Source organism: Pseudoduganella chitinolytica (assembly GCF_029028125.1).
In the GTDB taxonomy this organism is placed as follows: Bacteria; Pseudomonadota; Gammaproteobacteria; order Burkholderiales; family Burkholderiaceae_D; genus Rugamonas; species Rugamonas chitinolytica.
Genome location: NZ_CP119083.1, coordinates 2,983,577 through 3,008,467, shown reverse-complemented (window position 1 = coordinate 3,008,467; position 24,891 = coordinate 2,983,577). Strand labels below are relative to the sequence as shown.

The window sequence follows — 24,891 nt, the reverse complement described above, 5'->3', positions numbered from 1 at the left end:
GAAACTAACATGACCGAAATACTGATCGTCCTCATTGTTGCGATGCTCGCGCTCGCGGCGCTGTTTGCGCTGGCGCTGGCGATGCACTGGGGTCACAAACGCGAACACGGCCTGGTGCCTTATGTGTTCTATATGTCAATTTTCGCGGGGGCGCTGTTCATTGCGATGATCGCACGCGATACCTCGCTCGCCGGACCGGTTGCCAACGTGGCGCGCAGTCCGATCGCAATCTGGATTGGCCGCTTGAGTTCGGCGTTCGTGCTGCTGGCCTGCGGCGAACGAATCATCAACCGGCTCGTTTCGACGCGGCCGGCGACACCGCTGCCGACCTTGCTGCTGGTCGGCTTCCTGTTGTTCTTTGCCACCAATATCGTCAGCCCGGCATTGTTCGGCCGCTATCCGAGCGTTTCCCACGACTACCTGTACGTGGGGATCTTCGGGACCGCCGTGCTGCTGTTCTCGATCCGCGACGTCGAAACGACGCTGGTCACGCTGCGTAATTCCCTGTTCGCATTCATTGTCGCCAGTTTCATGTTTCTCGTAGTTAAGCCGTCGAAAGTGGCGGACCTGGACTACGTGGGCCTGATCCCCGGACTGCACCTGCGCTTCATGGGCCTGGCGCCACACGCCAACATCCTCGGGCCGCTGTCCGTCATCTTCCTGATCTGCCTGTGGCGCTTCCCGTTCAAGCGGCGCTGGCTGACCTATGCCGCGGCGGGCTTCGGGCTGCTGGCACTGCTGCTGACCCAGTCGAAGACCAGCTGGATCGCGTTCCTGCTGACCGTCGGATGTATCAGCTACTACAGCTACCGCGACCTGATCGTGCACCGCATTGCCGACCATCGGCGGCCGTTGCTGCCGGTGGCGGTCGTGGGCGGCGCGATGCTGCTGTTGACGGCGATCGTGCTGGTACTGATGTTCGGCGACGTGGGGGCCAAGCTTGCCACCATCGCGAACTCGAAGGAGGGTGCCCAGCTGAGCAGTTTCAGCGGCCGCGACCAGATCTGGGAGGTCGCGCTGGAGGAATGGCGGCGCAATCCCGTGTTCGGGTATGGCCTGACGATCTGGAACACGGCCTTCCAGATGAGTATCCGCATGCCGTTCGCGGTCCACGCCCACGGGCAGTTCTTCCAGACCGTGTCGAGCGCGGGCACCGTCGGCCTGATCGGCCTCGTCGTCTATGCGCTGATCCTGATGTATCTCGTGATCAAGACGACACGTGTCAGTGGCGGCCTCACGCTGGCGCTGTTCCTGACCCTGCTGATGCGCAGCGTCAGCGAAGTGCCCTTGTTGATGACGGGCTTTGGCCTCGATACCATCGGCCACCTGTTGTTACTGATCGTGTTGACGGGCTATTATCATGCGCCGGCCGTGGCCAAAGCGGCGTCCCGGCGCCAGATGGTTGCGCCCGGCATGGGAATGACTGAGCGAGGAGTGGCTTGATGCTGTGTTCTGTGGTGGTCCCGGTTTATAACAAGGCCGCATATCTCGAACTTGCGATTACTTCGGTATTAAAGCAGACCCATCAGGATTGGGAACTTATCCTGGTCGATGACGGTTCCACCGACAACAGTGTCGAGGTGATCCGGCGCTTCACCGATCCACGCATTCGGCTGGTGCAGCAACCGAATGGCGGTGTTTCCCGGGCGCGCAATCGCGGCATTGATGCCGCCAAAGGCGAGCTCGTCTGTTTTCTCGATGCCGATGACTGGTACGGCCCGCATTATCTGGCCGCCCATGCGGAAATGGCGACGCGCCATCCCGACCAGCAGTATTTCGCCACCTGTTTCCGCTGGGTGCGCGATTATGTGGCGGCGGAGTGGAATGTTGCGCCACCGCAGCCCTTGCCGGTCGAGCTGGTGACGAATTTCTTCGAGCGCCGCAGCCACGACGGCAAGATGTGGCACACCAACTCCATCGCCATCCGGCGCTCCGTGCTGCAGGCCATGCAGCCCTGCTTCCCGGTCGGCGAATCGCTCGGCGAAGACCAGGATCTGTGGTTCCGCGTGGGTGAGCGGTATCCGTTGGTGTACTGCCCGTTACCGCTGGTTGCCTACCGCATGGACGTGGCAGGCAGCCTGGTGATCACGCAGGCTCGGCGCAAGCTGACCCCTGTGTACGAGCGGCTGGAACAGCGTGCGCTGGCCGGGCACATCCGTGGCAGCGAGGGCCGGGCCGCATTGCGCCTGGTGGCCCACGCCCGCGTCGGCATCGCGCGCCAGCATATGGAAGCCGGCGAGCGGGGCAGGGCACTGGCGGAACTGTGGCGGGGACGGCGGGCCTGGTCGCGCCATTGGATTGCGGCCGTGATGATGACGGTTGCGTTCTCGCCCGCCATGGCACGGCGGTGGAATGCGTGGCGCAAATCGCGCACACCGGAACTGATCACCGTCAATAAGAGCACGTCAACCTGACATAATGGCGAGCGAGGCCCCCCGGTTATCGCTCGTCCAGTCCGCTTACCCTTTTGCCGCCGGCCAGCCTGTGCTGGCAAGGCCGGGCGATATCCGCATCCAGGCCCCTTTTCGCATGGCATTCTCTGGCGGTAATTAAACGGCGATTACCGACGGTTAATCGTTTCCGTTTCCTCGTTAGCACCTCAATTAGCAAGCCGTAAAGTTAGTTGCACTTATGGCGAGGCAAATCCGCACTCGACAGTAAAATTCGCGTGGGGAAGCATGGCTCCCGGCTTGTCCTGCGGCAATAACTCCGTATAATGGACAATCATTCGAGCGCGGTCTTTCGTACTTCGCCCATCATTCGAGCCCCGACAGAAGACGCAGGCCCATCGGCGCTCCCCCCTTGTTCCCTGGAGAACCACTTGATGAAATTCCCTACACTTCGTTTCACTTGCGCCGTGCTCGCACTAAGCCTTGGGGTGGCCAGTGCTGCCCGGGCTGACTGGGCGGTGTCAAGTGATCCGCTGGTGGTCGTTGCCACGCCATCGAACATGCGCACCCAAGTACAGAATCCGCCGACGTTCGCGTGGCCGCGCCACTCGACGAACCCGGCTTCGTACGTGCTCGAGATCCGTTCCGGCACGACGGTGGTCAAGACGTTCACGGCCTTCCGCAACTGGTATCTGCCCGCCCTGGCACTGCAGAACGGCACGTACACCTGGCGCGTGCGCCCGTCCACGCTGACTGACTGGTCGTCCGATCGAACGTTCGTCATCGGGACGGAATCGCTCAAGTTCGAAGTGCCGGAAGACGACGTGCTGGTGCAGCGCATCCAGGCCCGGGCGCGCCCGCGCGGCCTGCAGGCCGGCCTGCCGCTGTACAAGGACTGGCCTGCCGAGATGCGAGCCGAACGCGGCACCTACATGACGCGCATGATCAACGGCACGCTCAACGCCGTCACGACCCTGGCCGACGTCAGCGATGCCCAGTGGCCGCTGGTCACGGGCAAGCTGCAGACCGCCGAGAATGCCGCACAGAACGCGTCGATCCGCAACGCCATCTCCGCGATCACCCGCCAGATGGAACAGGCAGGCCTGCTGTACCGCCTGACCGGCGAGACACGCTATCTTACCGAAGCGATCCGCCGCGGCGACAACCTGGCCTCGTTGAGCCCTACCGGCCCGACGAGCTACGAAAACCAGGACCAGGCAACGCGGGCGATTTCGCTCAGCCTGATGAAGACGGTCGACATGCTGGCCGGCGCGCTCGATTCGACGCGCCGCGCCCGCTGGGTGGAGAACGTGCGCGTGCGCGGCAATGCCATCTACGGGGCGCTCGCGCTGAGCAAAGGCGACATGGACCAGTATCCGCTCGACTCGCACAGCGGCACGAACATCGGTTTCCTGGCCCTGACGGCCACGTTGGCGATCGGCGAGTTCGCCGAGGCGAAGACGTGGTTCAATTTCTCCTACCGCGCGTATGTGAGCTCGCTCAGCCCATGGAGCGGCCCGGAGGGCGGCTTCGCCAACGGCACGGCCTATGGTGAATACACGATCGACCTGTCGCTGGTGATCTGGCAACCGCTGGCCCAGGCAACGGGTGTCAACCTGCTGGACAAGCCGTGGACGAAAGGTTTCCTGAACTTCTTCATGCAGATGATGCCTCCAGGCTCCAAGAACCACCTGTTCGGCGACGCCCATGAGACGGCCCCTGACATGCGCTACATGAAAGCCCTGGCCCTGCGGTTCAAGACGCCGGAAGCGGCATGGTACGCCCGCAACCTGCCGGGTATCGAGGACCCGCTGAGCTATCTGCAAGGTCCGTATCCGATGCCGGCAAATACGGTGGCGACGCCAACGCCGCCGGCCAACGCCGTGCTGTTCCCGTCGATCGGCTGGGCTGCCTTCCACAGCAATATGGCGGATGCTAACCGGACGTCGGTATATTTCAAGTCCAGCCCGTACGGCTCGTTCAACCACAGCCACGGCGACCAGAACAGTTTCGTGCTGAAGAAGGGCGGCATCCCGCTGATCACCGAGTCCGGCTATTACGACTGGTACGATTCGCCCAACTGGAACAACTGGTACCGCCAGACGAAGGCCCACAACGCGGTCACCTATGACGGTGGTATTGGCCAGTACATCACCGGCTGGCGCGAGCCCCGCAAGTACAACGGCAGCATCACCAGCTACGGCGACTATGGCAACACGTATTTCGTCGCGGGCAATGCCGCGCCGGCCTTTGGCGGGGCGCTGACGCAGAACACGCGGCGCGTCTGGTACATGCGCAACACGGATACCGTCGTCGTGCACGACACGCTGGCGGCCAACGTGCCACGCACGTATGAGTGGAACTTCCACACGCTGGCACCGATCGTCGCCAACACCAACGGCACGACGCAGGTCACGTACCAGGGCAAGACGGTGTGCCTGCGTTCGCTGACCAGCGGCACCCGTTTCGAAAAGCGCAGCGGTGGCCTGGTCAAGGCCGGGACGATGGAGGAACACGGTACGTATGTCCGGACGACGGCAGCTACCAAGGCCGAGTTCGTGGTTCTGCTGGACGTCGGATGCAAGAACACGCCGTACAGCATCACGGAAACCGCCAGCGGCCGTACCCTGACCGTCGGTCGCGACGTCCTGGCCCTGCCACGCTGAGCCGCGCCGGCAACCCACGAAAACCAGCCCTGCGGGGCTGGTTTTTTTTTGCCCGGGCAGCAGGCAATCATGCAACTGCTGCGCCGTTACCAGACCGCGCCCCGGCACGAAGTACCCCGGCCATGACGATGTGGGCGCTGCGCCCGCGCCGTCGTCACGCAGCCCCCACCGTACTTGGGTTGGTCACGCCGTGCAGCGGTGCAGGCAACCCCGGGAGGGACAGTGGTCCTGGCTACCGGACCGCGTATGGATGAGTTAGTTCGCGCGGAGGCGGTCGCGCGCGGAGCGGGCGCGGCGCGTGCCCAGCGCTCCGTGTACTGCCGGGATGGCGCTGGCGCTGGCAACCGCCGTGCGGGCAGCGCCGCGCAATGGCTGACGGTGACGGCTGCACAGCTACCGCCGGGTTCGACCGGCGATTTCGGCAGAAACCGCCGCTGGGCGGGCGGCGCCCGCCGGCCTTTGCTGGCGCCGTTCCTTGCTCACCGGAAAAGATCGAATGCCGCGGTAAAGTGTCTGGGATTAGCGACACTATTGATCAGAGCTTTTCTGGTCGGTCAAGGCCACAGGTGCCGTGCTGTAGGAACGCGCTGCTACTGTATGAATAGGGCTAATTCAGGTCCCGAAAACCATATGAATATGAATAGATAAGCCGCCAAGCCGCACTGGCTGCGGGTCTGCGAGAAAACGGCAACGCCAAAACGGAGTGTCGTGATATGGCGACACTCAATAATACTTTCCACAGAAAACTGATAAAAATTCCGGTAGCCAATCAATTTGTGCCGGTAATTCTCGAAACCACTTACAGAGCCAATGTTATATAGAGATTGAATCAAATAATGTTGCGCATATGCGACATCGCCTATCTTTTTTTGCCTATCAAACTTTTAACCATACTTTCATGCGAGAAGTATTGCCGTAATTTCGCGCAAAATGCCGTCAACTGTCCGTAAATAAATATACTATGATCAATATTTTTAATAGGAACTTATAGTTTCCAAACCAAAACTCGATGTCTGAATCTAGAATCCGGTCGTCAATAAATAGATGAGGGATCTATGTTTCAGACGAAATTCCGATTGTCACTGAGCTGCGCCGCAATCCTGGCCCTGACGGCCTGTGGCGCGGGCGACAGTGCCGACCAGACCGCCCCGACCGTCACGCATGCCGGCGCCACTGTCGCTGGCGGCGAAGCGGGACCGGCGAGCAATACCGTATCGCCCAAGCGCGCCGGCGGCGTCAGCGCAGCCGACGCCACGGTCGACGGCGACGACAGCGCCACGTCGGCCGTGACGCCCGCCCAGGCGTCGGCGTTCCTGAGCCAGGCAACCTTTGGCCCTACCGCGTATGAGATCGACCGCGTGGTCAAGATGGGGCGGCGCGCATGGATGAAGGAACAGTTCGGTGTCAAAGGCTTCCAGCACCGTGCCTACATGGACCACGCCGCGAGCAAGCTGATCAGCGGCTATTCGCTCACCGAGAGCCATTTCTTCCAGAGCTTCTGGCGCAATGCGCTGGTCGGCAGCGACCACTTGCGCGAACGCGTCGCCTTTGCGTTGTCGCAAATTTTCGTTGTCTCGTTCCAGGACGGCGCCGTGGCCCAGTATCCCCGCGGCGTGGCGTGCTATTACGACATGCTGAGCGAGAACGCATTTGGCAACTTCCGCGAGCTGCTGGAAGGGGTGGCGCGCAGCCCGGTCATGGGGATCTACCTGTCCCATATGCAGAACCGGCCGGAAACGGACTCCACGACGCCCGACGAGAATTTCGCGCGGGAGATCATGCAGCTGATGACGATCGGCTTGCATCAACTGAACCAGGACGGTTCGAAAAAGCTGAGCGGCGGGCAACCGATTCCCACCTACACCCATAATGACGTGGTCGGCCTGGCCAAGGTGTTTACCGGCTGGAGCTGGGGTGGCGGCAAGCCCGACGAGAAGGGCTTTACGGGCATTCTTACGTCGTCCAGCCCCAACCGCGACTGCCTGCCGATGCAAAACTACGCGGAATTCCACTCGACGTCGGAGAAGCGCTTCCTCGGCAAGACCGTCCCGGCCGGCGGTTCGGGCGAGGACGACCTGAAGATTGCCCTCGACACGTTGTTCAATCACCCGAACGTGGGGCCGTTCATCGCACGCCAGCTGATCCAGCGTCTCGTGACGAGCAACCCGAGCCCGGGCTATATCGCACGCGTGGCTGCGGCCTTCGCCAACAACGGCAGCGGCGAACGGGGCGACATGCAGGCCGTCCTGACGGCAATCCTGCTGGACGCCGAAGCCCAGCCGGGCGTCAATGCCGGCGCCGGCAAGCTGCGCGAGCCGATCTTGCGTGTCGCGCATTGGCTGCGCGCGTTCAATGCCCGCTCCACGTCGGGCACCTATCCGATCTGGTCGCTGGAAGACCCGCTGACGGGCGTCGCGCAAAATCCGATGCGCTCGCCATCCGTGTTCAACTTCTACCGGCCGAACTACACGCCGCCCCGTACCAGTATTGCCGACGCCGGCCTGACGGCACCGGAAATGCAGCTGACGGGTGAGACCTCCGTGATCGGCTACCTGAATTTCATGCAGATGGCAGTGCCGCGCGGCATCGGCCAGAACTATGACGTCAAGCCGGGCTACGGCGCGGAGCTGTCGCTGGCGCTGCAACCCGAGGCACTCGTCGACCGCGTGGACCTGCTCTTGCTGAACGGCAGCATGTCGCGCGCCTTGCGCACCCAGATCGTGCAGGCGATCGAGTCGCTGCGCGTGCCCGCCAGCCAGGGCGCCGCGCTCGAGCAGGTCAAGGCCAACCGTGTTTACCTGGCGGTCTACCTGACGCTGGCATCCCCAGAATATCTTGTGCAGAAATAAGGTTTTGCTATGGAACTGAATTCTTCCCGTCGCCGCTTCCTCGGCTCCGCCCTTTCGCTGGCAGGCGGCAGCGCCATGCCCCTGCTGGCCGGCCTCGGCGCTTCCGCCAACGCGAATGCCGCCAGCGACTACAAGGCGCTGGTCTGTGTGTTCATGAATGGCGGCAATGACGCCTACAACACGGTCCTGGCCACCGATCCCGACTCCTGGAGCCAGTACCAGCGCTATCGCTCGACGTCGAACACCGCGTCGATCTCGCTGCCGGCCGCGACCAGCAACGGCGGGGTGCAGCGCATCTACCCCACCACGATCCAGAATGGCCGCAACTTCGGCCTGCATCCGGCGCTGGGTCCACTGCGCCTGATGTTCGACGTCGGCCGTGCCGCGGTGGTGGCGAACGTGGGCACGCTCGTGCAGCCCACCTCGATCGCCGAATACCGCAATGGCACCGCGCTGCTGCCGCGCGAGCTGTTCTCCCATAACGACCAGCAGTCCGTCTGGCAGTCGTCGCAGCCGGAAGGTGCGTCGTACGGATGGGGTGGGCGCATCGGCGACCTGGTCGCTGCGGGCAACAGCAAAAACACGTTCACGTGTATTTCCACGGCGGAGAACGCGGTATTTGTCAGCGGCAGGACGATGACGCAATACCAGCTCAGCCCCGCCGGCGTACCCAGCGTGCTGTCGATGAACGGCACGCTGTTCGGCGCCCACAACCATCCGCTCGCGGCCGTCATCGCGCCGAGCAGTCGTAACCTGATCGAGAACGAGTACAGCGCCGTCACCCGGCGGGCCCTGGAAACGCAGAGCGTGCTGGCGGCGGCGATGGCCGCCGACGGTGCCGGCGGCATCCCCGCGCCCTCCCTGTATATCAGTCCCATCACCGGTGCGCGCAGCGTCAATCCGCTGGCCGTGCAGTTGCAGACGGTAGCCAGGGTCATCGCGGGCCGCCGCACCCTGGGCGTCAAGCGCCAGGTGTTCTACGTCAGCCTGAGCGGCTTCGATACGCATGCGAACCAGAAGACCCGTCACAGCGAACTGATGGGCAAGCTGGCCCATGCGCTGGCGTATTTCGACCAGATCACGGGCAACCTGATGGGTGTCAACATGCGCGAACAGGTCACCGCTTTCACCGCCTCCGACTTCGGCCGCACCCTGGTCTCGAACGGCGACGGTACCGATCACGGCTGGGGCGGGCACCATTTCGTGGTCGGCGGCGCCGTGCGCGGACACGATGTCTATGGTTACTTCCCGCAGATCGGCCTGCAGCACGGCCAGGACGTCGGGAATGGGGCACTGCTGCCAAACATTTCTGTGGATCAATATGGCGCCACGCTGGCGCGCTGGTTCGGCGTGCCGCCCGGACACCTCGACGACGTATTCCCCAACCTGAAGAACTTCAGCACCCGCAATCTCGGCTTCATGGGGTGATGGCCGGGTTGCCGCCGGGACGGAACGGCTGCACGAGATTTACCGTGTGCTACAATTATCGTTAATGCAATTTTTGCCAACGCCGTTTGGAGAACAGAACGATGATTTACTGCGCACGCAAGCTCGTGCAGGGCGCTGCCGGAGGCCAACGATGATTCATATCCTGCAAACGCCATCGGGGGGGTATCGCGACATCACCCAGTACCTGGTGGCGCGCGGCGCAAAGGTGACGGTGCTGGGTGGGGAAGACCAGGCGGCGGTACGGTTTCATGGCAAGAGCGCGATCCTGCGCGCCATGCTGTCGCCGCACCTGCTCAAGGCGCGCGGCCTGTGGACGCGGCACGATACCGTGCTGGCGATCGGCTGGCAGGCGCTGTCGCTGCAGATGCTGATCAAGCTTGGCGTACTGCCGCGCCCGGCGAAATTCCTGGTGCTTGCCTGTTTCGTGCACAATGCGCGGCTGCGCAAGATCATCAACCGGTTGTGGCGCCTGGTGCGCGGTCCCGGCCTGGGCTTCGTCACGTTCTCCCAAGGCGAGAGCCGCAACCTGATCGAACAGTGCGGTATCGCGCCGGAAAACGTCCATTTCCACCTGTGGCGCCAGGATCTCGACGGCCGCGCGCAGGACGACGCGCGCACGGACGACGGCTCCATCTTCGCCGGCGGCTACTCCAATCGCGACTATGAACTGCTGCAGGTGGCGGCCGCCGACCTGCCGGCCCCGCTGGTCATCGTCGCCTCGATGCGCAATGGCCTGGCGCAGCCGGCCAGCGAGCGGACCAAGCTTTACCTCGACCTGTCCGAGCCCGAATTCGAGGCGCTGCTGGCGCGCTGCCGCGTGGTGGCGATGCCGCTGCGCAGCCAGGGCGAAGCCTGCGGCCAGAGCGTGCTGCTGCGCGTGCTGCGGAACGGCAAGCCCATGATCGCGACCCGCCACGAATCGATCGAGGCCTACCTGGGCCGCGACTACCCCGGTTTCGTGCCGCCTGGCGACGTCGAGGCGATGCGCGCCGCGCTGTCGCGTGCATTGACGGACGCCGCGTGGCGGGCGCAACTGTCCACCAGTATCGAGGCGGCCGCGCGCCAACTCGACAAGCAGGGGGAACCCGGTGCCGACATCGAGCGTTTCCTGTTGGCCTGAGCAATATGAGCAATACAAATGAAGCAAGCACGGGCCGCGGCCGGCCCGTCAGGATCCTCCAGCTCGTGCCCGAGGCATTGCCGACATTCCGTGCGGATGTGGCCGTGCTGTTCGGTAAATACCTGCCCCGCTATGGCGTCGAGTGCGACGTGGTGGGCAAGGGCAGCAAGGCGGCCGTGCAGGAGCAGGGCTTTGCGTCCGTGCGCCGCGCGCCGCTGGGTGCCCGCTGGAAAACCGAGTTGTCGTTCGCCTGGCTCTGCCTGCGTACGATGCTGTCGGCACGGCGCGGCCAGTGCGACGTGATCCAGGCGCGCGACATGGTCAGCCTCGGTACCGCCGGCCTGCTCATCGCAAGGCTGCGTGGAATCCGGTTCGCCTACTGGATGTCATTCCTGATGTGCGAGGCCCGCATCGACCGGGCTCGCGCCCGCCTGCGCGCCGGTGGCGGATTGCGCGACCGCCTCGTGCTGCTGAAGGGACTGGCCGAATATGCGCTGTTGCACAAGGTAGTGCTGCGCCATGCGGACCATGTCTTCGTGCAGAGCGACGCCATGCTGGAACTGCTGGCCAGCCAGGGCGTGCCGCGCGAGAAGATGAGCGCCGTGCCGATGGGCGTCGATATGGAAGTGCTGTCGACGCGGCCACAACCGCGCCGCCTGCCGGGCTGGGAAGGGGTGCCGCTGCTGGCGTACCTGGGCACGCTGGACCCGATGCGCGACATCCACATGGTCATCGACGCGCTGGTGCTGATCCGCCGCAACTACCCGACCGCGCGCCTGCTGCTGGTCGGGGACGCCCCGCACAAGGTCGATGTCGAGCGCCTGCTGGCCCACGCCGCGGCGTCGGGCGTTGGCGATGCCGTGCATGTCACGGGCTGGCTGCCGTCGGCGGAAGCATGGCAGTTGCTGGCCGGGGCGGACGTGGCCGTCTCGTATTTCCCGCGCGGTACCGTGCTGGATACGAATTCGCCCACCAAGATCCTCGAGTACATGGCGCTCGGCATTCCGAGCCTGGGCAACGACAATCCCGACCAGCAGATGGTGATGCTGGAATCGCAAGCCGGCTGGCTCACGCCCAGCACGCCGGAGGGATTGGCCGAGGCGGCGTGCGGCGTGCTGGCCGATCCGCAGGGCGCGGCCCGGCGTGCCGCCGCGGGCCCGCCCTACATCGAATCGAAACGAAGCTATCGCGTGCTGGCCGAAGGGGTGGCACGACGTTACGCGGCGCTGCTGGCGACCCGCTGACCGGACATTTGGAAAGACCATGAAGAAAATTGTAATGATGGGCACGAGCCGGGGCACGAAGGGCGGTATCGCCTCCGTGGTCCAGGTGTACGAGGACGCGGGCCTGTTCGGCCGCTTCCCGATTCGCTATATCGCCACCCACCGCGACGGTGGCGCGCTGGGCAAGGTGCGGGCGATGCTGTGTGCCTATGTGACGTTGCTGGGAATGCTGCTGCGCGGCCAGGTGGCATTGCTGCACGTGCATCTGGCGTCGCGGGCCAGCTTCTGGCGCAAATACCCCATCTTCCTGTTGGGCCGCCTGTTCGGTGTCCCCACGATCCTGCACCTGCACGGTGGCGGATTCATGAAGTTCTATGAAGAAGAATGCGGCAAGCTGCGCAAGTGGATGGTGCGCAACGTCTACGACAACGCAACCCACGTGCTGGTGCTGTCGGGCCAGTGGGAGCGCTGGGTGCGGTCGATGACGCGCAATCCGAATGTCCAGGCGCTGTACAATCCGGTCATTGCGGAGCCGACCACCGTACCCTGGTCCGCACGCGATGCCGGCACCGTGCTCGTGCTCGGACGCCTCAACCGCGCCAAGGGCACGTACGACCTGCTGCAGGCGGCGGCGCAGCTGCCGGCCGAGCTGGCGCACGCACGCCTGCGCCTCGGTGGCGATGGCGAAATCGAGCAAGCCGGCGCGGCGGTGCGCGAGCTGGGCCTGCAGGACCGGGTCGACCTGCTGGGATGGGTCGGTCCCGCCGACAAGCCCGCGCTGCTCAATACGGCCACCGTGTACGCGCTGCCGTCCTACCACGAAGGTTTGCCGATGAGTGTGCTGGAAGCGATGGCGGCGGGCCTGCCGGTCGTGACCACGCCCGTGGGCGGGATTCCGGAAGCCGTGACGGATGGCGTCGAGGGCTTCCTGGTCGAGCCGGGCGACGTCACCGCGCTGCGCGACCGGCTGCAACTGCTGTTGAGCGATCGGGCGCTGGCGCAGCGCATGGGCGAGGCGGGGCGCCGCAAGGTGGAGCAGCTGTTCCTCAGCTCGACGATCATGCCGCGCGTCGAACGGCTGTACTTACAGCTCGGCGCCGCGCCCAGCGGCCCGGCCGCGCAGGCGGGCACGCTGGCAGGCAAGGGCGCTGCGCCGAACTGACGGGGCAGGCCGGCAAGGTCAAAAGCCCGCGCGGCGCCTGGTGGCGCCACGCGGGCTTTTTGTTTGGGATCGAGCTTGGCCGCGTGTTGCCGGCGGCATGCGCTCGACGGCAGAATAATCACGCCGCAGCTGTGCCGCGCGCAGCGGTCGTGCCCTTTGTCATGCCGTGCCGATGGGCTACTTCAGCGGCCTGGGCACAGCGCCTGCCCGCCGCGCGCAAGGCGGTCAGTTCTGGCCCGAACGCAGCGCCTTGGCGCCTGGCCACTCCTGGGCGACCCACTTGAACTTGCCGCTTGGCTGCAGCGGGATGTCGTCGACGACGCGCACGGTCGTGCGCACCTTGTCGGTGACCAGCGTCTGCACGTTGTGCAGAAGCTTCTGCTCGTCGGCCGTGCTGAAGCCAGGCTCGGCGACGATCCGGACTTCCCAGGTGCCCGGGCCGACCTGCGCCATCTGCGTCTTGCTGATGCGCTCCATCGACTTCAGCGCGAAGGTGATGATGGAGGCGCTGATGGGATTGTTTTCGCTGTCGTACAACTGGTCTTCCACCTTGCCGGACGAGAGTTCGATGCGGGGATAGTGCCGGCCGCATGGGCAGGTGCCGGCCACCCAGCGGGCCTTGTCGGAAATGCGGTAGCGCAGCAGTGGCATCACATGGTTGAGCAGGGTGGTGCCCACGACATAACCGAAATCGTCCGTCGGGTTGTTGCGCTCGTCAAGGATCTCGACGTACGAGTATTCCGTATTCAGGTGATAGTGGCCGTGTTCGCACTGGGCGGCAAACGCGATGCGCTCGGCCATGCCATAGAAGTCGAAGATGCGGCAGCCGAACGCGCGCTCGATCTGTTCCCGCTGGGTTGGATACACCGGCTCGGAACCCGTCACGACGGCACGCAGGCGCAGCGGGTGGCCCAGCTGCTCGGCGGCCCGCGCCAGCTCGTAGGCCGACGACGGGTAGGCCCGCAACTGCGCCGGGCCCAGCGCGGCGATCCGGTCCAGCATGACACCGGCGTTCTTCGACGTCAGGTGCCGCGTGGACACGAACAACTGCTTGCCGTAACGGTCCCACAGCCAGAAGGGCGGCTTGCCGTCCGCCGTTACCGGTATCTGGTCGCCGCGCAGCACGACCTGGGCGCTGCCGTTGCGATAACCGTTCCATGCCCAGAACTGCAGGTGGAACGCTTCTTCCCAAATGACGGAATCGAGGCTGCGGAACACTTCCAGCGGCGTGCCCGACGTACCGCTGGTCTTGCCGAGCGGCCACCATGGCCGCGCCTTGCCGCCGTTGGGATAGTACTGTGCGCGGTGCGCCACCAGGTCGGCCTTCGCCACCACGGGATAGTGCTGGCTGAGCCAGGCGCGCGGGTCCGCGTCCGGCGGACATGCGGGCACGGTGGCATAGCGAGGCAGGCGCCGGCGGGCCGTTTCCAGCGTTTGCCGCAGCAGCTGGTCCTGCCGTGCCAGCATGGCATCGCGCGGCAGTTTCTCGCGGTCGATCAGTTGCTTTGCACGGTTGAGCGCGGCGGGGTTGCGCCGGACGAGGTGACGCGTAAGGAGTGACAGGTTCTTCGCAAGAGTCGACGGCATACGATTTCGCTCCGCAGGATGCCGCGGAATGTTGTGAGGGTTGGTTAAATATCAATAAATCGACCACACTATAGCTCTACATGTGGCGGTGCGTCAATTTCGTTACTGTCCAGTACGGCCCGATTGGCGGCAGGCGGATATGGTATGATTGTTGTCTGGTTGTTAACGCAATATGTCACGATCGTGAAAGGACACAGCACGTATGTCATCGTTGGCTTGGAAGATCAATCGCCTGAAACTGATGGGTGCCCCCGAGATTGCATGGCGCGTGCGTCAGCTGGTACAGAAGAAAGCCAGCAAGGTCGGGATCGGACTCGTCGCCAAGGCGCCAGCGCCTGACCTCGCCTCCACTGGCGCGACGTTCATCGCCGACGCCGCCGCCAACGTTGATATTGCCGCGTTGCGGCAAGCGGCGGACGCCATCCTGGCCGGCCGCTGGAACGTGTTCGCCATGCGCGGCCTGAACCTGGGTTTCCCGCCGCAATGGAACCGCGACCCGAAGACGGGCACGGTCGCGCCCATGAAGCTGGGCAAGGCCATCGACTACCGGCGCGAAGCCGTCGTTGGCGACATCAAGTACCTGTGGGAGCCCAGCCGCCACCTGGAGCTGGTGACGCTGGCGCTGGCCTGGCGCGCCAGTGGCGAGCAGCGCTATGCCGCCGGCGCACGCCTGCTGCTGGAGTCATGGTTCGACCAGTGTCCCTACCCGAACGGTGTGCATTGGACCAGTTCGCTCGAGCTGGCCGTGCGCTTGCTGAACTGGGCGTTTGCGTGGCAGTTGCTGGGCGGTGCCGACAGCGCACTGTTCAAGGGCGCGGAGGGCACCCGGTTCCAGCGCCGCTGGCTCGACAACATCTACCAGCATTGCCACTTCATCCGCGGCTATTTCTCCCGCCACTCGTCGGCCAACAACCATCTGTTCGGTGAGTACATGGGCTTGTTTGTCGCCAGCGTGCAATGGCCGTGCTGGCCGGAAAGCGCGCGCTGGCAGGCGCTGGCGCGCCGTGGCCTGGAAGCGGAAGCGCTGAAGCAGAATACGGAAGACGGCGTCAACAAGGAGCAGGCCATCTATTACCAGCACGAGGTAATGGACATGATGCTGCTGTGCCATCACATCGGCCAGGCCAACGGCGCCGGCTTCTCGGCCGCATACCTGGAGCGGCTCGAACGCCTGGCCGAGTTTGTCGCCGCGCTGATGGATGCAGGCGGCAACGTGCCGATGACGGGCGATGCCGACGATGCCCAGATGGTGCGGCTGGCGTACGAGCCGGGCTGGAGTCCGTACCGCTCGTTGCTGGCCAGCTGTGCGCTGCTGTTCCAACGCGGCGACTTCAAGCGCAAGGCGGGCCGGCTGGACGACAAGAACCGCTGGCTGTCCGGTGCCGACGGCGCCGCCCGCTGGGAGGCGCTGGCGGCGGCAGGCGAGGAAAAGCCCGTGCTGGCGTTCCCGCAAGGCGGTTACTACCTGCTGGGCAGCCACTTCGGCACCGAACGGGAGGTGCGCATCGTTGTCGATTGCGCACCGCTGGGCTACCTGTCGATTGCCGCGCACGGCCATGCCGACGCGCTGGCGTTTACGTTGTCGGCCGCCGGCGAGGAATTGCTGACCGACCCGGGCACGTACGCGTATCACACGCAGAAGGCGTGGCGCGACTATTTCCGCAGCACCGCCGCACACAACACGGTGCAGGTGGATGGCCAGGACCAGTCCGAGATCGGCGGCAATTTCATGTGGTTGCGCAAAGCCAACGCCAAATTGCTGGGCCATGCTCCGCAGGAGGCCGTGCAGGTGTTCGAGGGCGAGCAGGATGGCTACCGCCGCCTGGCCGACCCCGTGCTGCATCGGCGCCGGATCGATTTCGATCCTGCCCGCAACGTCCTGGTGGTCCTCGATACGCTGGAGTGCCGGGGCGCGCACGAGGTCGCACTGCACTGGCATTTTGCGGAGACATGCCGTGTGGAAGGCCGGGCCCAGGCGCTGTTCGCCCTGGGGCACCGGTCCCGCCTCGACATGCAGTGCTCGTTCGGTGACGGTCCGGAATTGCTGCGCAGCAGCGAAGCGCCGATGGGCGGCTGGATCTCGCGCCGCTTCGACGAAAAGGAAGGCATCACCACCGCCGTCTGGCGCGGTCGCATCCAGGGGACGACGCGGATCGAGACGACGATCGCATTGTCGCTGGCCTGAGCCGGCCGGTCGCGCACGGACCGGGCTCTCCCTTATTGACCAGCAGAATGTAATTGACATTTTTATATCACTGGCGCTACCCTTGCGGTTGTTACATTGTCACGGCAAGGGTCGTGGGCAGCGAGGGCGCTGCCGCGGCCACGTGCGTATTTTTTGCGCTGCCGCAAAAGTTGCGTTCTGTTTCAATTGTCACGCTGTTGTTGTAAAACATATATTAGAATAGCGGATGCGGCCGGCACTCTGCGGTACCGACGGGGACAGTAATACGGTATGGCGAGGCCCGGCAGGCCGTGGCGGCACGAGCCAACCCACGCACAGGGCAAGGCCGGGCTCGGGGTCGCAAGAATTGTTGCGTTGCAGCGAAGCGCTTGCGGCGGCTGGAACTAGGGCTGGCTGCCGACAGGCGGATGTCCGCGCGGCGGTGCGCCGGCGGCGAAACACCAAACATTTAAGGAGCAGTATCTTGAAAATCAGTATCTTTGGCTTGGGCTATGTGGGGGCAGTGTCGGCCGGTTGCCTGGCAACGGACGGACATGATGTGATCGGTGTGGACCCGAACCGCACCAAGGTGGACCTGATCAACCAGGGCACCACCCCCATCATCGAGAAAGACATCGGCGAGATGATTTCCAAGACCGTCAAGGACGGTATGCTGCGCGCCACCACCGATGTTCGCGATGCCGTGCTGAACACCGACATGTCGCTGATCTGCGTGGGTACCCCGTCCCAGCTGAACGGCAACCTGGACCTGTCGCACGTGCGCAAGGTCTGCGAGCAGATCGGCGAAGCGATCAAGGAAAAGGACAGCTTCCACGTCGTCGTGGCCCGCAGCACGATGCTGCCAGGTTCCATGCGCGCCGTCGTCATCCCGACCCTGGAAGCGGCCTCGGGCAAGAAGGCCGGCGTCGACTTCGGCGTTTGCAACAACCCGGAGTTCCTGCGCGAAGGCACGGCGGTGTATGACTACTACCATCCGCCCAAGACCGTCGTGGGCGAGACCGACGAGCGCGCCGGCGAAATGCTGGTCAAGCTGTACGAGAAAATGGAAGCGCCGCTGGTGCGCACCGACGTCGAGACCGCCGAAATGGTCAAGTACACCGACAACACGTGGCACGCCGTCAAGGTCGCCTTCGCCAACGAGATCGGCAATATCTGCAAGGCCGTGGGCATCGACGGCCACAAGGTCATGGAGATCTTCTGCCAGGACACCAAGCTGAACCTGTCGCCGTACTACATGAAGCCGGGCTTCGCGTTCGGTGGTTCGTGCCTGCCGAAGGACGTCCGCGCGCTGACCTACAAGGCCCGTTCGCTGGACCTGGAACTGCCGCTGCTGGACTCGATCCTGCCATCGAACCGCAAGCAGGTGGAGAAGGGCGTCAACATGATCGTCGACAAGGGCAACCGGAAGGTCGGCATCCTGGGCTTCTCGTTCAAGGCCGGTACCGACGACCTGCGCGAATCGCCGCTGGTGGACGTGATCGAACACCTGCTGGGCAAGGGCTACGAATTGAAGCTGTACGACAAGAACGTCAACCTGGCCGCCCTGACCGGCGCCAACCAGGACTACATCCTGAACCACATTCCGCACATCTCGAAGCTGATGGTGAACTCGATGGCCGAAGTGCTGGCGTTTGCCGACACGGTCGTCATCGGCAACGGCGCCGCCGAATTCAAGGAAGTGCCGGCGCTCCTGAAGGACGGCCAGGTCATCGTCGACCTCGTGCGCATCAGCAAGGAGCAGAGCGGAGGTCAGTACGATGGCATCTGCTGGTAAACCGGTCCAGCGCGGCGGCCACGGCCGCCGGGTCCTGATCCTGGTCGAGAACCTGCCGTCGCCGTTCGACCGCCGCGTGTGGCAGGAAGCCACGACGCTGTATGCGCACGGCTACCAGGTGTCGATCATCTGCCCGACCGGCAAGGGCCATGAAAGCCGCTACGAGGAAATCGACGGCATTCATATCTACCGCTACAAGCTGCCGCTGGAAGCGGAAGGCGCGAAGGGGTACGCGATCGAGTATTCGGCTGCGCTGTTCCACACCTTCCGCCTGGCGTGGAAGGTCAAGCGCGAGCGCGGCTTCGACATCATCCATGCGTGCAATCCGCCCGACCTGTTGTTCCTGATCGGCGGCTTCTTCAAGCTCTTCATGGGCAAGAAGTTCGTGTTCGACCACCACGACATCAATCCGGAGCTGTACGAGGCGAAGTTCGGCCGGCGCGATTTCTTCTACAAGCTGATGGTGCTGTTCGAGCGCTGGTCGTTCAAGACGTCCGACGTGTCGATCGCCACCAACGAATCGTACAAGCGCATCGCCATCGAGCGCGGTGGCATGGACCCGGACAAGGTGTACGTCGTGCGCAGCGGTCCGAAGCTCGATCGCCTGCGGGTGCTGCCGCCGGTGGCAAGCCTGAAGAAGGGCAAGCGCTTCCTGGTCGGCTACGTGGGCGTGATGGGCGCGCAGGAAGGCATCGACCTGCTGCTGGAAGCGGCCCGCCACCTGATCGTCGACATGGGACGCAAGGACGTGCACTTCGGCCTGGTGGGCGGCGGCACGTCGCTGGAGCAGATGAAGCAGCTGGCCGTGAAGATGGGCATCGCCGATCACGTCACGTTCACGGGCCGCGTGCCCGACCAGGACCTGCTGGAGATGCTCAACACGGCCGACGTCTGCGTCAACCCGGACGTGGCCAACGACATGAACGACAAGTCCACCATGAACAAGATCATGGAGTACATGGCGCTGGGCAAGCCGATCGTGCAGTTCGACCTGGTCGAAGGCAAGGTCTCGGCCCAGGAAGCGTCCCTGTATGCGTTGAAGAACGACCCCGTGGACATGGCCAGGAAGATCGCCGAACTGCTGGACGATCCGGCGCGGCGCGAACGCATGGGCGCCTACGGCCGCCACCGCGTGGTCAACGAACTGGAATGGGAATACGAGGCACCGAAGCTGCTGGCGGCCTACGAGCGGCTGTTCTCGGCCAATGCTCCGCTGCCCGGTGCGGTACCGCCATCTTATAAAGGAAGCTGAATGAAAATCCTGGTTACCGGAGGCATGGGCTATATCGGCTCGCATACGGTCGTGGAGCTGGCGCAGGCCGGACATGACGTCGTGGTGGTCGATAACCTGTCGAACGCGGATGCGTCCGTGCGCGAGCGCGTCGCGAAGATCACGGGCAAGTCGTTCGAGTTCGTCGAAGCGGACATCCGCGACCGCGCCGCCATGGAGGCGGCTTTCGCGGCCCACAAGGTTGATGCGGTGATCCACTTCGCCGGCCTGAAGGCCGTGGGCGAGTCGGTGGCGCAACCGCTGCGCTACTACGACAACAACGTCTCGGGCAGCGTCGTGCTGTTCGAAACGATGGCCAAGTTCAACGTCAAGTCGCTCGTGTTCAGTTCCTCGGCGACCGTGTACGGCGACCCGGCCACGGTACCCATCACGGAAGACTTCCCGCTGTCGGCGACGAACCCGTACGGCCGCAGCAAGCTGATGATCGAAGAGATCCTGCGCGACCTGTACAAGGCCGACAGCTCCTGGTCGATCGCATTGCTGCGCTACTTCAATCCGGTCGGCGCGCACGAGAGTGGCCTGATCGGCGAGGAGCCGAGCGGCATCCCGAACAACCTGCTGCCCTACGTGGCACAGGTGGCCGAGGGCCGGCGCGAGTTCCTGTCGGTCTATGGCGGCGATTATCCGACGCCGGACGGCACGGGCGTGCGCGACTACATCCACGTCGTCGACCTGGCCATTGGCCACGTCAAGACACTGGACAAACTGGCGACAGGGTCTGGCATTTATACCTACAATCTTGGAACGGGCCGGGGTAACAGTGTCCTGGAAATGGTCCGCGCCTTCGAGGCCGCCAGCGGCCGGAAGGTTCCATACAAGATCGTCGACAGACGACCCGGAGACATTGCGTCGTGCTATGCCGATACGGCCCGCGCCGAAAGCGAGCTGGGTTGGAAAGCACAATATGACATCGCGCGCATGTGCACCGATGCATGGCGCTGGCAATCCTCACCGAAATAACTTCCGAAGGGGTTACAGATGAAAGCAATGATCCTCGCTGCCGGCAAAGGCACGCGCGTCCGCCCACTGACCTACGAACTGCCCAAGCCGATGATTCCGATCCTGGGCAAGCCGGTCATGGCGTACCTGGTGGAGCACCTGGCCCGCTACGGCGTGACCGAAATCATGGTCAACGTCAGCTACCTGCACGAAAAGATCGAAGAGTATTTCGGCGAAGGCCACCAGTTCGGTGTGCAGATCGGCTACTCGTTCGAGGGCTACACGAATGACGATGGCGAAGTCGTGCCCGAGCCGCTGGGTTCGGCCGGCGGCATGAAGAAGATCCAGGAATTCGGCGGTTTCTTCGACGAGACCACGATCGTCCTGTGCGGCGACGCGCTGATCGACCTGGACCTGAAGTCCGCGCTGTTCGAACACCGTCGCAAGGGCGCGCTGGCCACCGTCATCACGCGCGAAGTGCCCCTGGACAAGGTGTCCAGCTATGGCGTCGTCGTCAGCGACAAGGATGGCCGCATCACAGAATTCCAGGAGAAGCCGTCGCCGGAAGAGGCCAAGTCGAACTGCGCCAGCACGGGCATCTACATCTTCGAACCGGAAGTGATCGACCTGATTCCCGCCGACCGGCCATTCGACATCGGCTCCGAGCTGTTCCCGCTCTTGGCGGAGAAGGGCATGCCATTCTACAGCCAGACGCGCAAGTTCAACTGGATCGACATCGGTTCCGTCAAGGATTACTGGGAAGTACTGCAAGGTGTCTTGCTGGGTGAAGTGACCAACATGGCGGTGCCGGGCATCCAGGTCGACGAGGGCCTGTGGGTCGGCCTGAATACGAGCATCGACTGGAGCGAAGGCACGAAGATCGATGGGCCTGTCTACATCGGCTCGGGCGTCAAGGTCGACGCGGGCGCCACGATTATCGGGCCCACCTGGATCGGCCACGGCAGCCACATCTGCGCTGGCGCCACCGTGACGCGCAGCGTGCTATTCGAGTACACCCGAGTGTTACCGGATGTTACGCTCGACGAATTGATCGTCTTCAAGGATTATAGTGTGGACCGCGCTGGTGAAATGAAGCATATTTCGCAATACGAGTCGGGTGAGTGGGCCAACGCACGCGACCGCCGTGCCGCGCGGCGCCGGGAAGAACCGACCGCAGAATTACATCAATTACAACAGAAAAAAGCATGAAGATATATCCCGTCATCCTGTCCGGCGGCGCCGGCACCCGCTTGTGGCCCCTGTCGCGTGCGGCCCTGCCGAAGCAGTTGCTGCCCCTGGTCAACGACAAGACCATGTTGCAGGACACGGCGCTGCGCGTGACTGGCCGGCCGAGCGGCGCGGCGCAGCTGATGCAGCCGCTGATCATCTGCGGCAACGAACACCGTTTCCTCGTTGCCGAGCAGCTGCGCGAAATCAACGTCAAGCCCCTGGGTATCCTGCTGGAGCCGGAAGGCCGCAATACCGCACCCGCGGTGGCCGCCGCCGCGCACTTCCTGAAAGGGATCGATCCGGAAGCGGTCATGCTGGTACTGCCGGCCGATCACGTGATCGCCGATACCGAGGCTTTCCACGCCGCCATCGCGCGTGCCGCGAACCTGGTGCAGAACGGTGCGCTGGCGACGTTCGGCATCGTGCCGACGGGGCCGGAGACGGGCTATGGCTACATCAAGAGCGGCGAGCCGCTGCCGACGGAAGACCGCGGCTACAAGGTCGAGCGTTTCGTCGAGAAGCCCGACCGCGCCACCGCCGAGGGCTTCGTGGCCGCCGGCAATTATTACTGGAACAGTGGCATGTTCCTGTTCCAGGCGTCCAGCTACCTGAACGAACTGGAGCAGTTCCAGCCGGCGATTGCCAGCGCCAGCGCGGAAGCGGTCACCAAGGGCTATCGCGACCTGGACTTCTGCCGCCTGGACGAGACCGCGTTCGCCGCCAGCCCATCCGATTCGATCGACTATGCCGTCATGGAGCACACCCGCCATGCCGTCGTCGTCCCCGCTTCGATCGGCTGGAGCGACGTAGGGTCCTGGTCCGCGCTGTGGGAAGTGCAGGAACGTAACGAGGATGGCAACGCCTGCCGCGGCGACGTCTACCTGGACGGCGTCAAGAACTCGCTGGTGCGCGCGGAAAGCCGCTGCGTGGCCGTGATCGGCGTGGAGGATGTCGTCATCGTGGAAACCAACGATGCCGTCCTCGTGACCCACAAGGATCAGGTCCAGCGCGTCAAGCACGTGGTCGAACACCTGAAGTGCCAGGACCGCACCGAACACCTGCACCATACCAAGGTCTACCGTCCGTGGGGCTGCTACGAAGGCATCGACATCGGCGATCGCTTCCAGGTCAAGCGCATCACGGTCAATCCGGGCGGCAAGCTGTCGCTGCAGATGCACCATCACCGTGCCGAGCACTGGATCGTGGTGTCCGGTACCGCGAAGGTTACGTGCGGCGACAAGGTCCAGCTGCTGACGGAGAACGAATCCACGTACATCCCGATCGGCATGAACCACCGCCTGGAAAATCCCGGCAAGCTGCCGCTGCACCTGATCGAGGTCCAGTCCGGCAGCTACCTGGGCGAGGATGACATCGTCCGCTTCGAGGACGTCTACCAGCGCGCTTGATCGAGGCGCAACGGGCGAAGGCCGCGCAGCGTGCAGATGCTGGGCGGCCTTTGCTTTTTCAGGCCGCGACCGGCACGCAGTGCTGGCGCGGGCGAGGGGCGCGCCGCGATCCTCGTGCCGCACCCGATATGATAAAATTTCAACACTTTTCGCGCGCCGATCGCGCCCCGGCGCACGCACCGCCACCGCGGCGATTTTCCTGACACCACCTCAAGCTTACGAAAGCGTCATGCAATCCTCTCGCTACGCCTACCTGGACGGCATTCGCGGCATTGCCGCGCTGCTGGTCATGCTCCGTCACTCCGATCACCTGCTGGGCATGGCAACTTACCGCAGCTATCTGGCCGTCGACCTGTTCTTCCTGTTGAGCGGTTTTGTTATTGCCCATGCCTACGATGGGCGGCTGCGCGACGGCGTCATCGGTTTTGGCGAGTTCGTGCGCATCCGTGTGATTCGCCTGTACCCGGTCTATGCGTTGTCGATCGTCCTGGCGGCGGCCGTCACGGTACTGGCGTTTGTCGTTGGCGGCAAACTGAACGCCAACATGCTGACCCAGCTGTCGATGGCCACGGCCATGACGCTGCTGTTCCTGCCATTCCCGGTAAGTTGGAGCAACTACCTGTTCCCCCTCAATCCGGTGTGCTGGTCCCTGTTCTTTGAACTGATCGTTAATTTCGCGTATGGTGCGCTGCGTTCGAAGCTCTCCGACCGCGTGCTGAAGCTGATCGCGCTGGCTGCTGCGATCGTCTGTGCCGCAGGTGCGCTGAAGACCGGGTCGCTGGATCGTGGCTGGGCATTCTCGGCCGAGTCCGTCATCATCGGGCTCGCCCGCGCGACGTTCGGTTTTGCGCTCGGGATCTTGCTCTACAGGCGGCGTACGCAGGTGGCGGCGCTCGTGCGCGGCCGGGTGACGCCATGGCTGAGTTTTGCTGTCGTGGCTGTCGTGCTGTGCAGCCCCTCGATCCCGCTGGCGGACGGCTGGATCGACCTTGCCTGCATCGTCGTCCTGCTGCCCATCGCCGTTGCCGGAGCGGCGTTTGCCGCGCCGCCTGGCGGCCGGACGGAGCGCTCGATGTTCGTCCTGGGCGCAGCCAGCTACCCGTTGTATGTGCTGCACAGCCCGATCATCTACCTGACCTGGCAATGCGCGCGCCGCCTTGGCCCGGAGTTCGTCTTCCCGGCGGGCGTCCTGATGGTGGTCGGCCTGGTGTTCCTGTCCGTCCAGCTCGAGCAGCGTGTCGACATTCCCCTGCGGCGCTGGCTGAACGCACGCTGGCCTAAACGGAGCAAGGAAAGCAGCGCGCCCGCACCGTAAGCTCTCCCGGGTCGCACGGTTGGCAGCCCCCACGGCCGGGGCTGCAGCCATCGTCCCGCCGGCATCGTCTGGCCGGCTTCATCCCTTGCGTCACCCGCCGCGTCGTCCCGCTGGCACCACTCTTTCGCGTCACCCGCCGACGTCATCCCGCCGGCATCCTTCCTCGCTTGACGCCGCCGGCGTCCACCCATTGCGCTTTTCGCAAAGAATACCTGCCGTCCCCGTCGTCCCCGCGCAGTAGCCTGGTCGGCAAGGGAGGGGGACGCAGCGGCACGCCACGCCGGCACCGCCGCAGCCGTCCGTTG

The 24,891-nt window shown here is 64.0% G+C and carries 16 protein-coding genes; 15 read left to right on the top strand and 1 reads right to left on the bottom strand.

Annotated elements, in window-relative coordinates; genetic code table 11:
• The first annotated feature begins 9 nt into the window (after nucleotides 1-9).
• The 8 genes from PX653_RS13290 to PX653_RS13255 all read left to right on the top strand — a co-directional run bounded on the left by PX653_RS13290 (nucleotide 10) and on the right by PX653_RS13255 (nucleotide 12,859).
• On the top strand, nucleotides 10-1,443 hold the full coding sequence (locus tag PX653_RS13290) for an O-antigen ligase family protein (protein WP_277418323.1): 1,434 nt from the start codon (nucleotides 10-12) through the stop codon (nucleotides 1,441-1,443).
• Complete coding sequence (locus PX653_RS13285; RefSeq protein WP_277418322.1) at nucleotides 1,443-2,414, top strand: glycosyltransferase family 2 protein; 972 nt, start codon at nucleotides 1,443-1,445, stop codon at nucleotides 2,412-2,414. Before PX653_RS13290 ends, PX653_RS13285 begins: the two co-directional genes overlap by 1 nt.
• Before the next feature lie 536 nt (nucleotides 2,415-2,950).
• Entirely contained in the window at nucleotides 2,951-5,056 is a 2,106-nt protein-coding gene (locus tag PX653_RS13280; protein WP_277418321.1) for a heparinase II/III domain-containing protein, read from the top strand.
• A 1,076-nt stretch (nucleotides 5,057-6,132) separates the two neighbouring features.
• A complete protein-coding gene (locus tag PX653_RS13275; RefSeq protein WP_277418320.1) occupies nucleotides 6,133-7,905 on the top strand; it encodes a DUF1800 family protein in 1,773 nt (590 codons plus the stop codon).
• Nucleotides 7,906-7,914: 9 nt separating this feature from the next.
• Nucleotides 7,915-9,333 carry a DUF1501 domain-containing protein gene (locus tag PX653_RS13270; protein WP_277418319.1) on the top strand — a complete coding sequence of 473 codons (1,419 nt, stop codon included), beginning with the start codon at nucleotides 7,915-7,917 and terminating at the stop codon, nucleotides 9,331-9,333.
• Between the two features lie 151 nt (nucleotides 9,334-9,484).
• Nucleotides 9,485-10,474, top strand: coding sequence for a glycosyltransferase (locus PX653_RS13265; protein ID WP_277418318.1), 990 nt, complete (start codon nucleotides 9,485-9,487; stop codon nucleotides 10,472-10,474).
• Between the two features lie 5 nt (nucleotides 10,475-10,479).
• Nucleotides 10,480-11,718 (top strand): glycosyltransferase, encoded by a 1,239-nt coding sequence (locus PX653_RS13260; protein WP_277418317.1) that lies wholly within the window; start codon nucleotides 10,480-10,482, stop codon nucleotides 11,716-11,718.
• A gap of 19 nt (nucleotides 11,719-11,737) precedes the next feature.
• Complete coding sequence (locus PX653_RS13255) at nucleotides 11,738-12,859, top strand: glycosyltransferase family 4 protein (protein WP_277418316.1); 1,122 nt, start codon at nucleotides 11,738-11,740, stop codon at nucleotides 12,857-12,859.
• A 225-nt stretch (nucleotides 12,860-13,084) separates the two neighbouring features.
• On the opposite strand, the gene PX653_RS13250 is transcribed toward PX653_RS13255, so the two are convergent.
• Nucleotides 13,085-14,446 carry a phenylacetate--CoA ligase family protein gene (locus PX653_RS13250; RefSeq protein WP_277418315.1) on the bottom strand — a complete coding sequence of 454 codons (1,362 nt, stop codon included), beginning with the start codon at nucleotides 14,444-14,446 and terminating at the stop codon, nucleotides 13,085-13,087.
• 202 nt (nucleotides 14,447-14,648) lie between these two features.
• Here PX653_RS13250 and PX653_RS13245 point away from each other — a divergent pair, with 202 nt between their 5' ends.
• The 7 genes from PX653_RS13245 to PX653_RS13215 all read left to right on the top strand — a co-directional run bounded on the left by PX653_RS13245 (nucleotide 14,649) and on the right by PX653_RS13215 (nucleotide 24,586).
• A complete protein-coding gene (locus PX653_RS13245) occupies nucleotides 14,649-16,631 on the top strand; it encodes a heparinase II/III family protein (RefSeq protein WP_277418314.1) in 1,983 nt (660 codons plus the stop codon).
• 463 nt (nucleotides 16,632-17,094) lie between these two features.
• The gene (locus PX653_RS13240) at nucleotides 17,095-18,405 is read left to right on the top strand and encodes a nucleotide sugar dehydrogenase (RefSeq protein WP_277418313.1); all 1,311 of its coding nucleotides are present in this window, start codon (nucleotides 17,095-17,097) and stop codon (nucleotides 18,403-18,405) included.
• The gene (locus PX653_RS13235) at nucleotides 18,389-19,657 is read left to right on the top strand and encodes a glycosyltransferase family 4 protein (protein ID WP_277418312.1); all 1,269 of its coding nucleotides are present in this window, start codon (nucleotides 18,389-18,391) and stop codon (nucleotides 19,655-19,657) included. Before PX653_RS13240 ends, PX653_RS13235 begins: the two co-directional genes overlap by 17 nt.
• The gene (gene galE / locus PX653_RS13230; protein ID WP_277418311.1) at nucleotides 19,658-20,656 is read left to right on the top strand and encodes a UDP-glucose 4-epimerase GalE; all 999 of its coding nucleotides are present in this window, start codon (nucleotides 19,658-19,660) and stop codon (nucleotides 20,654-20,656) included. It begins immediately after the preceding gene.
• An 18-nt stretch (nucleotides 20,657-20,674) separates the two neighbouring features.
• Nucleotides 20,675-21,844: a nucleotidyltransferase family protein gene (locus tag PX653_RS13225; protein WP_277418310.1), complete on the top strand. Its 1,170-nt coding sequence runs from the start codon at nucleotides 20,675-20,677 to the stop codon at nucleotides 21,842-21,844.
• Nucleotides 21,841-23,271 carry a mannose-1-phosphate guanylyltransferase/mannose-6-phosphate isomerase gene (locus PX653_RS13220; RefSeq protein ID WP_277418309.1) on the top strand — a complete coding sequence of 477 codons (1,431 nt, stop codon included), beginning with the start codon at nucleotides 21,841-21,843 and terminating at the stop codon, nucleotides 23,269-23,271. Before PX653_RS13225 ends, PX653_RS13220 begins: the two co-directional genes overlap by 4 nt.
• Before the next feature lie 79 nt (nucleotides 23,272-23,350).
• A complete protein-coding gene (locus PX653_RS13215; protein ID WP_277418308.1) occupies nucleotides 23,351-24,586 on the top strand; it encodes an acyltransferase family protein in 1,236 nt (411 codons plus the stop codon).
• Nucleotides 24,587-24,891 lie beyond the last annotated feature (305 nt).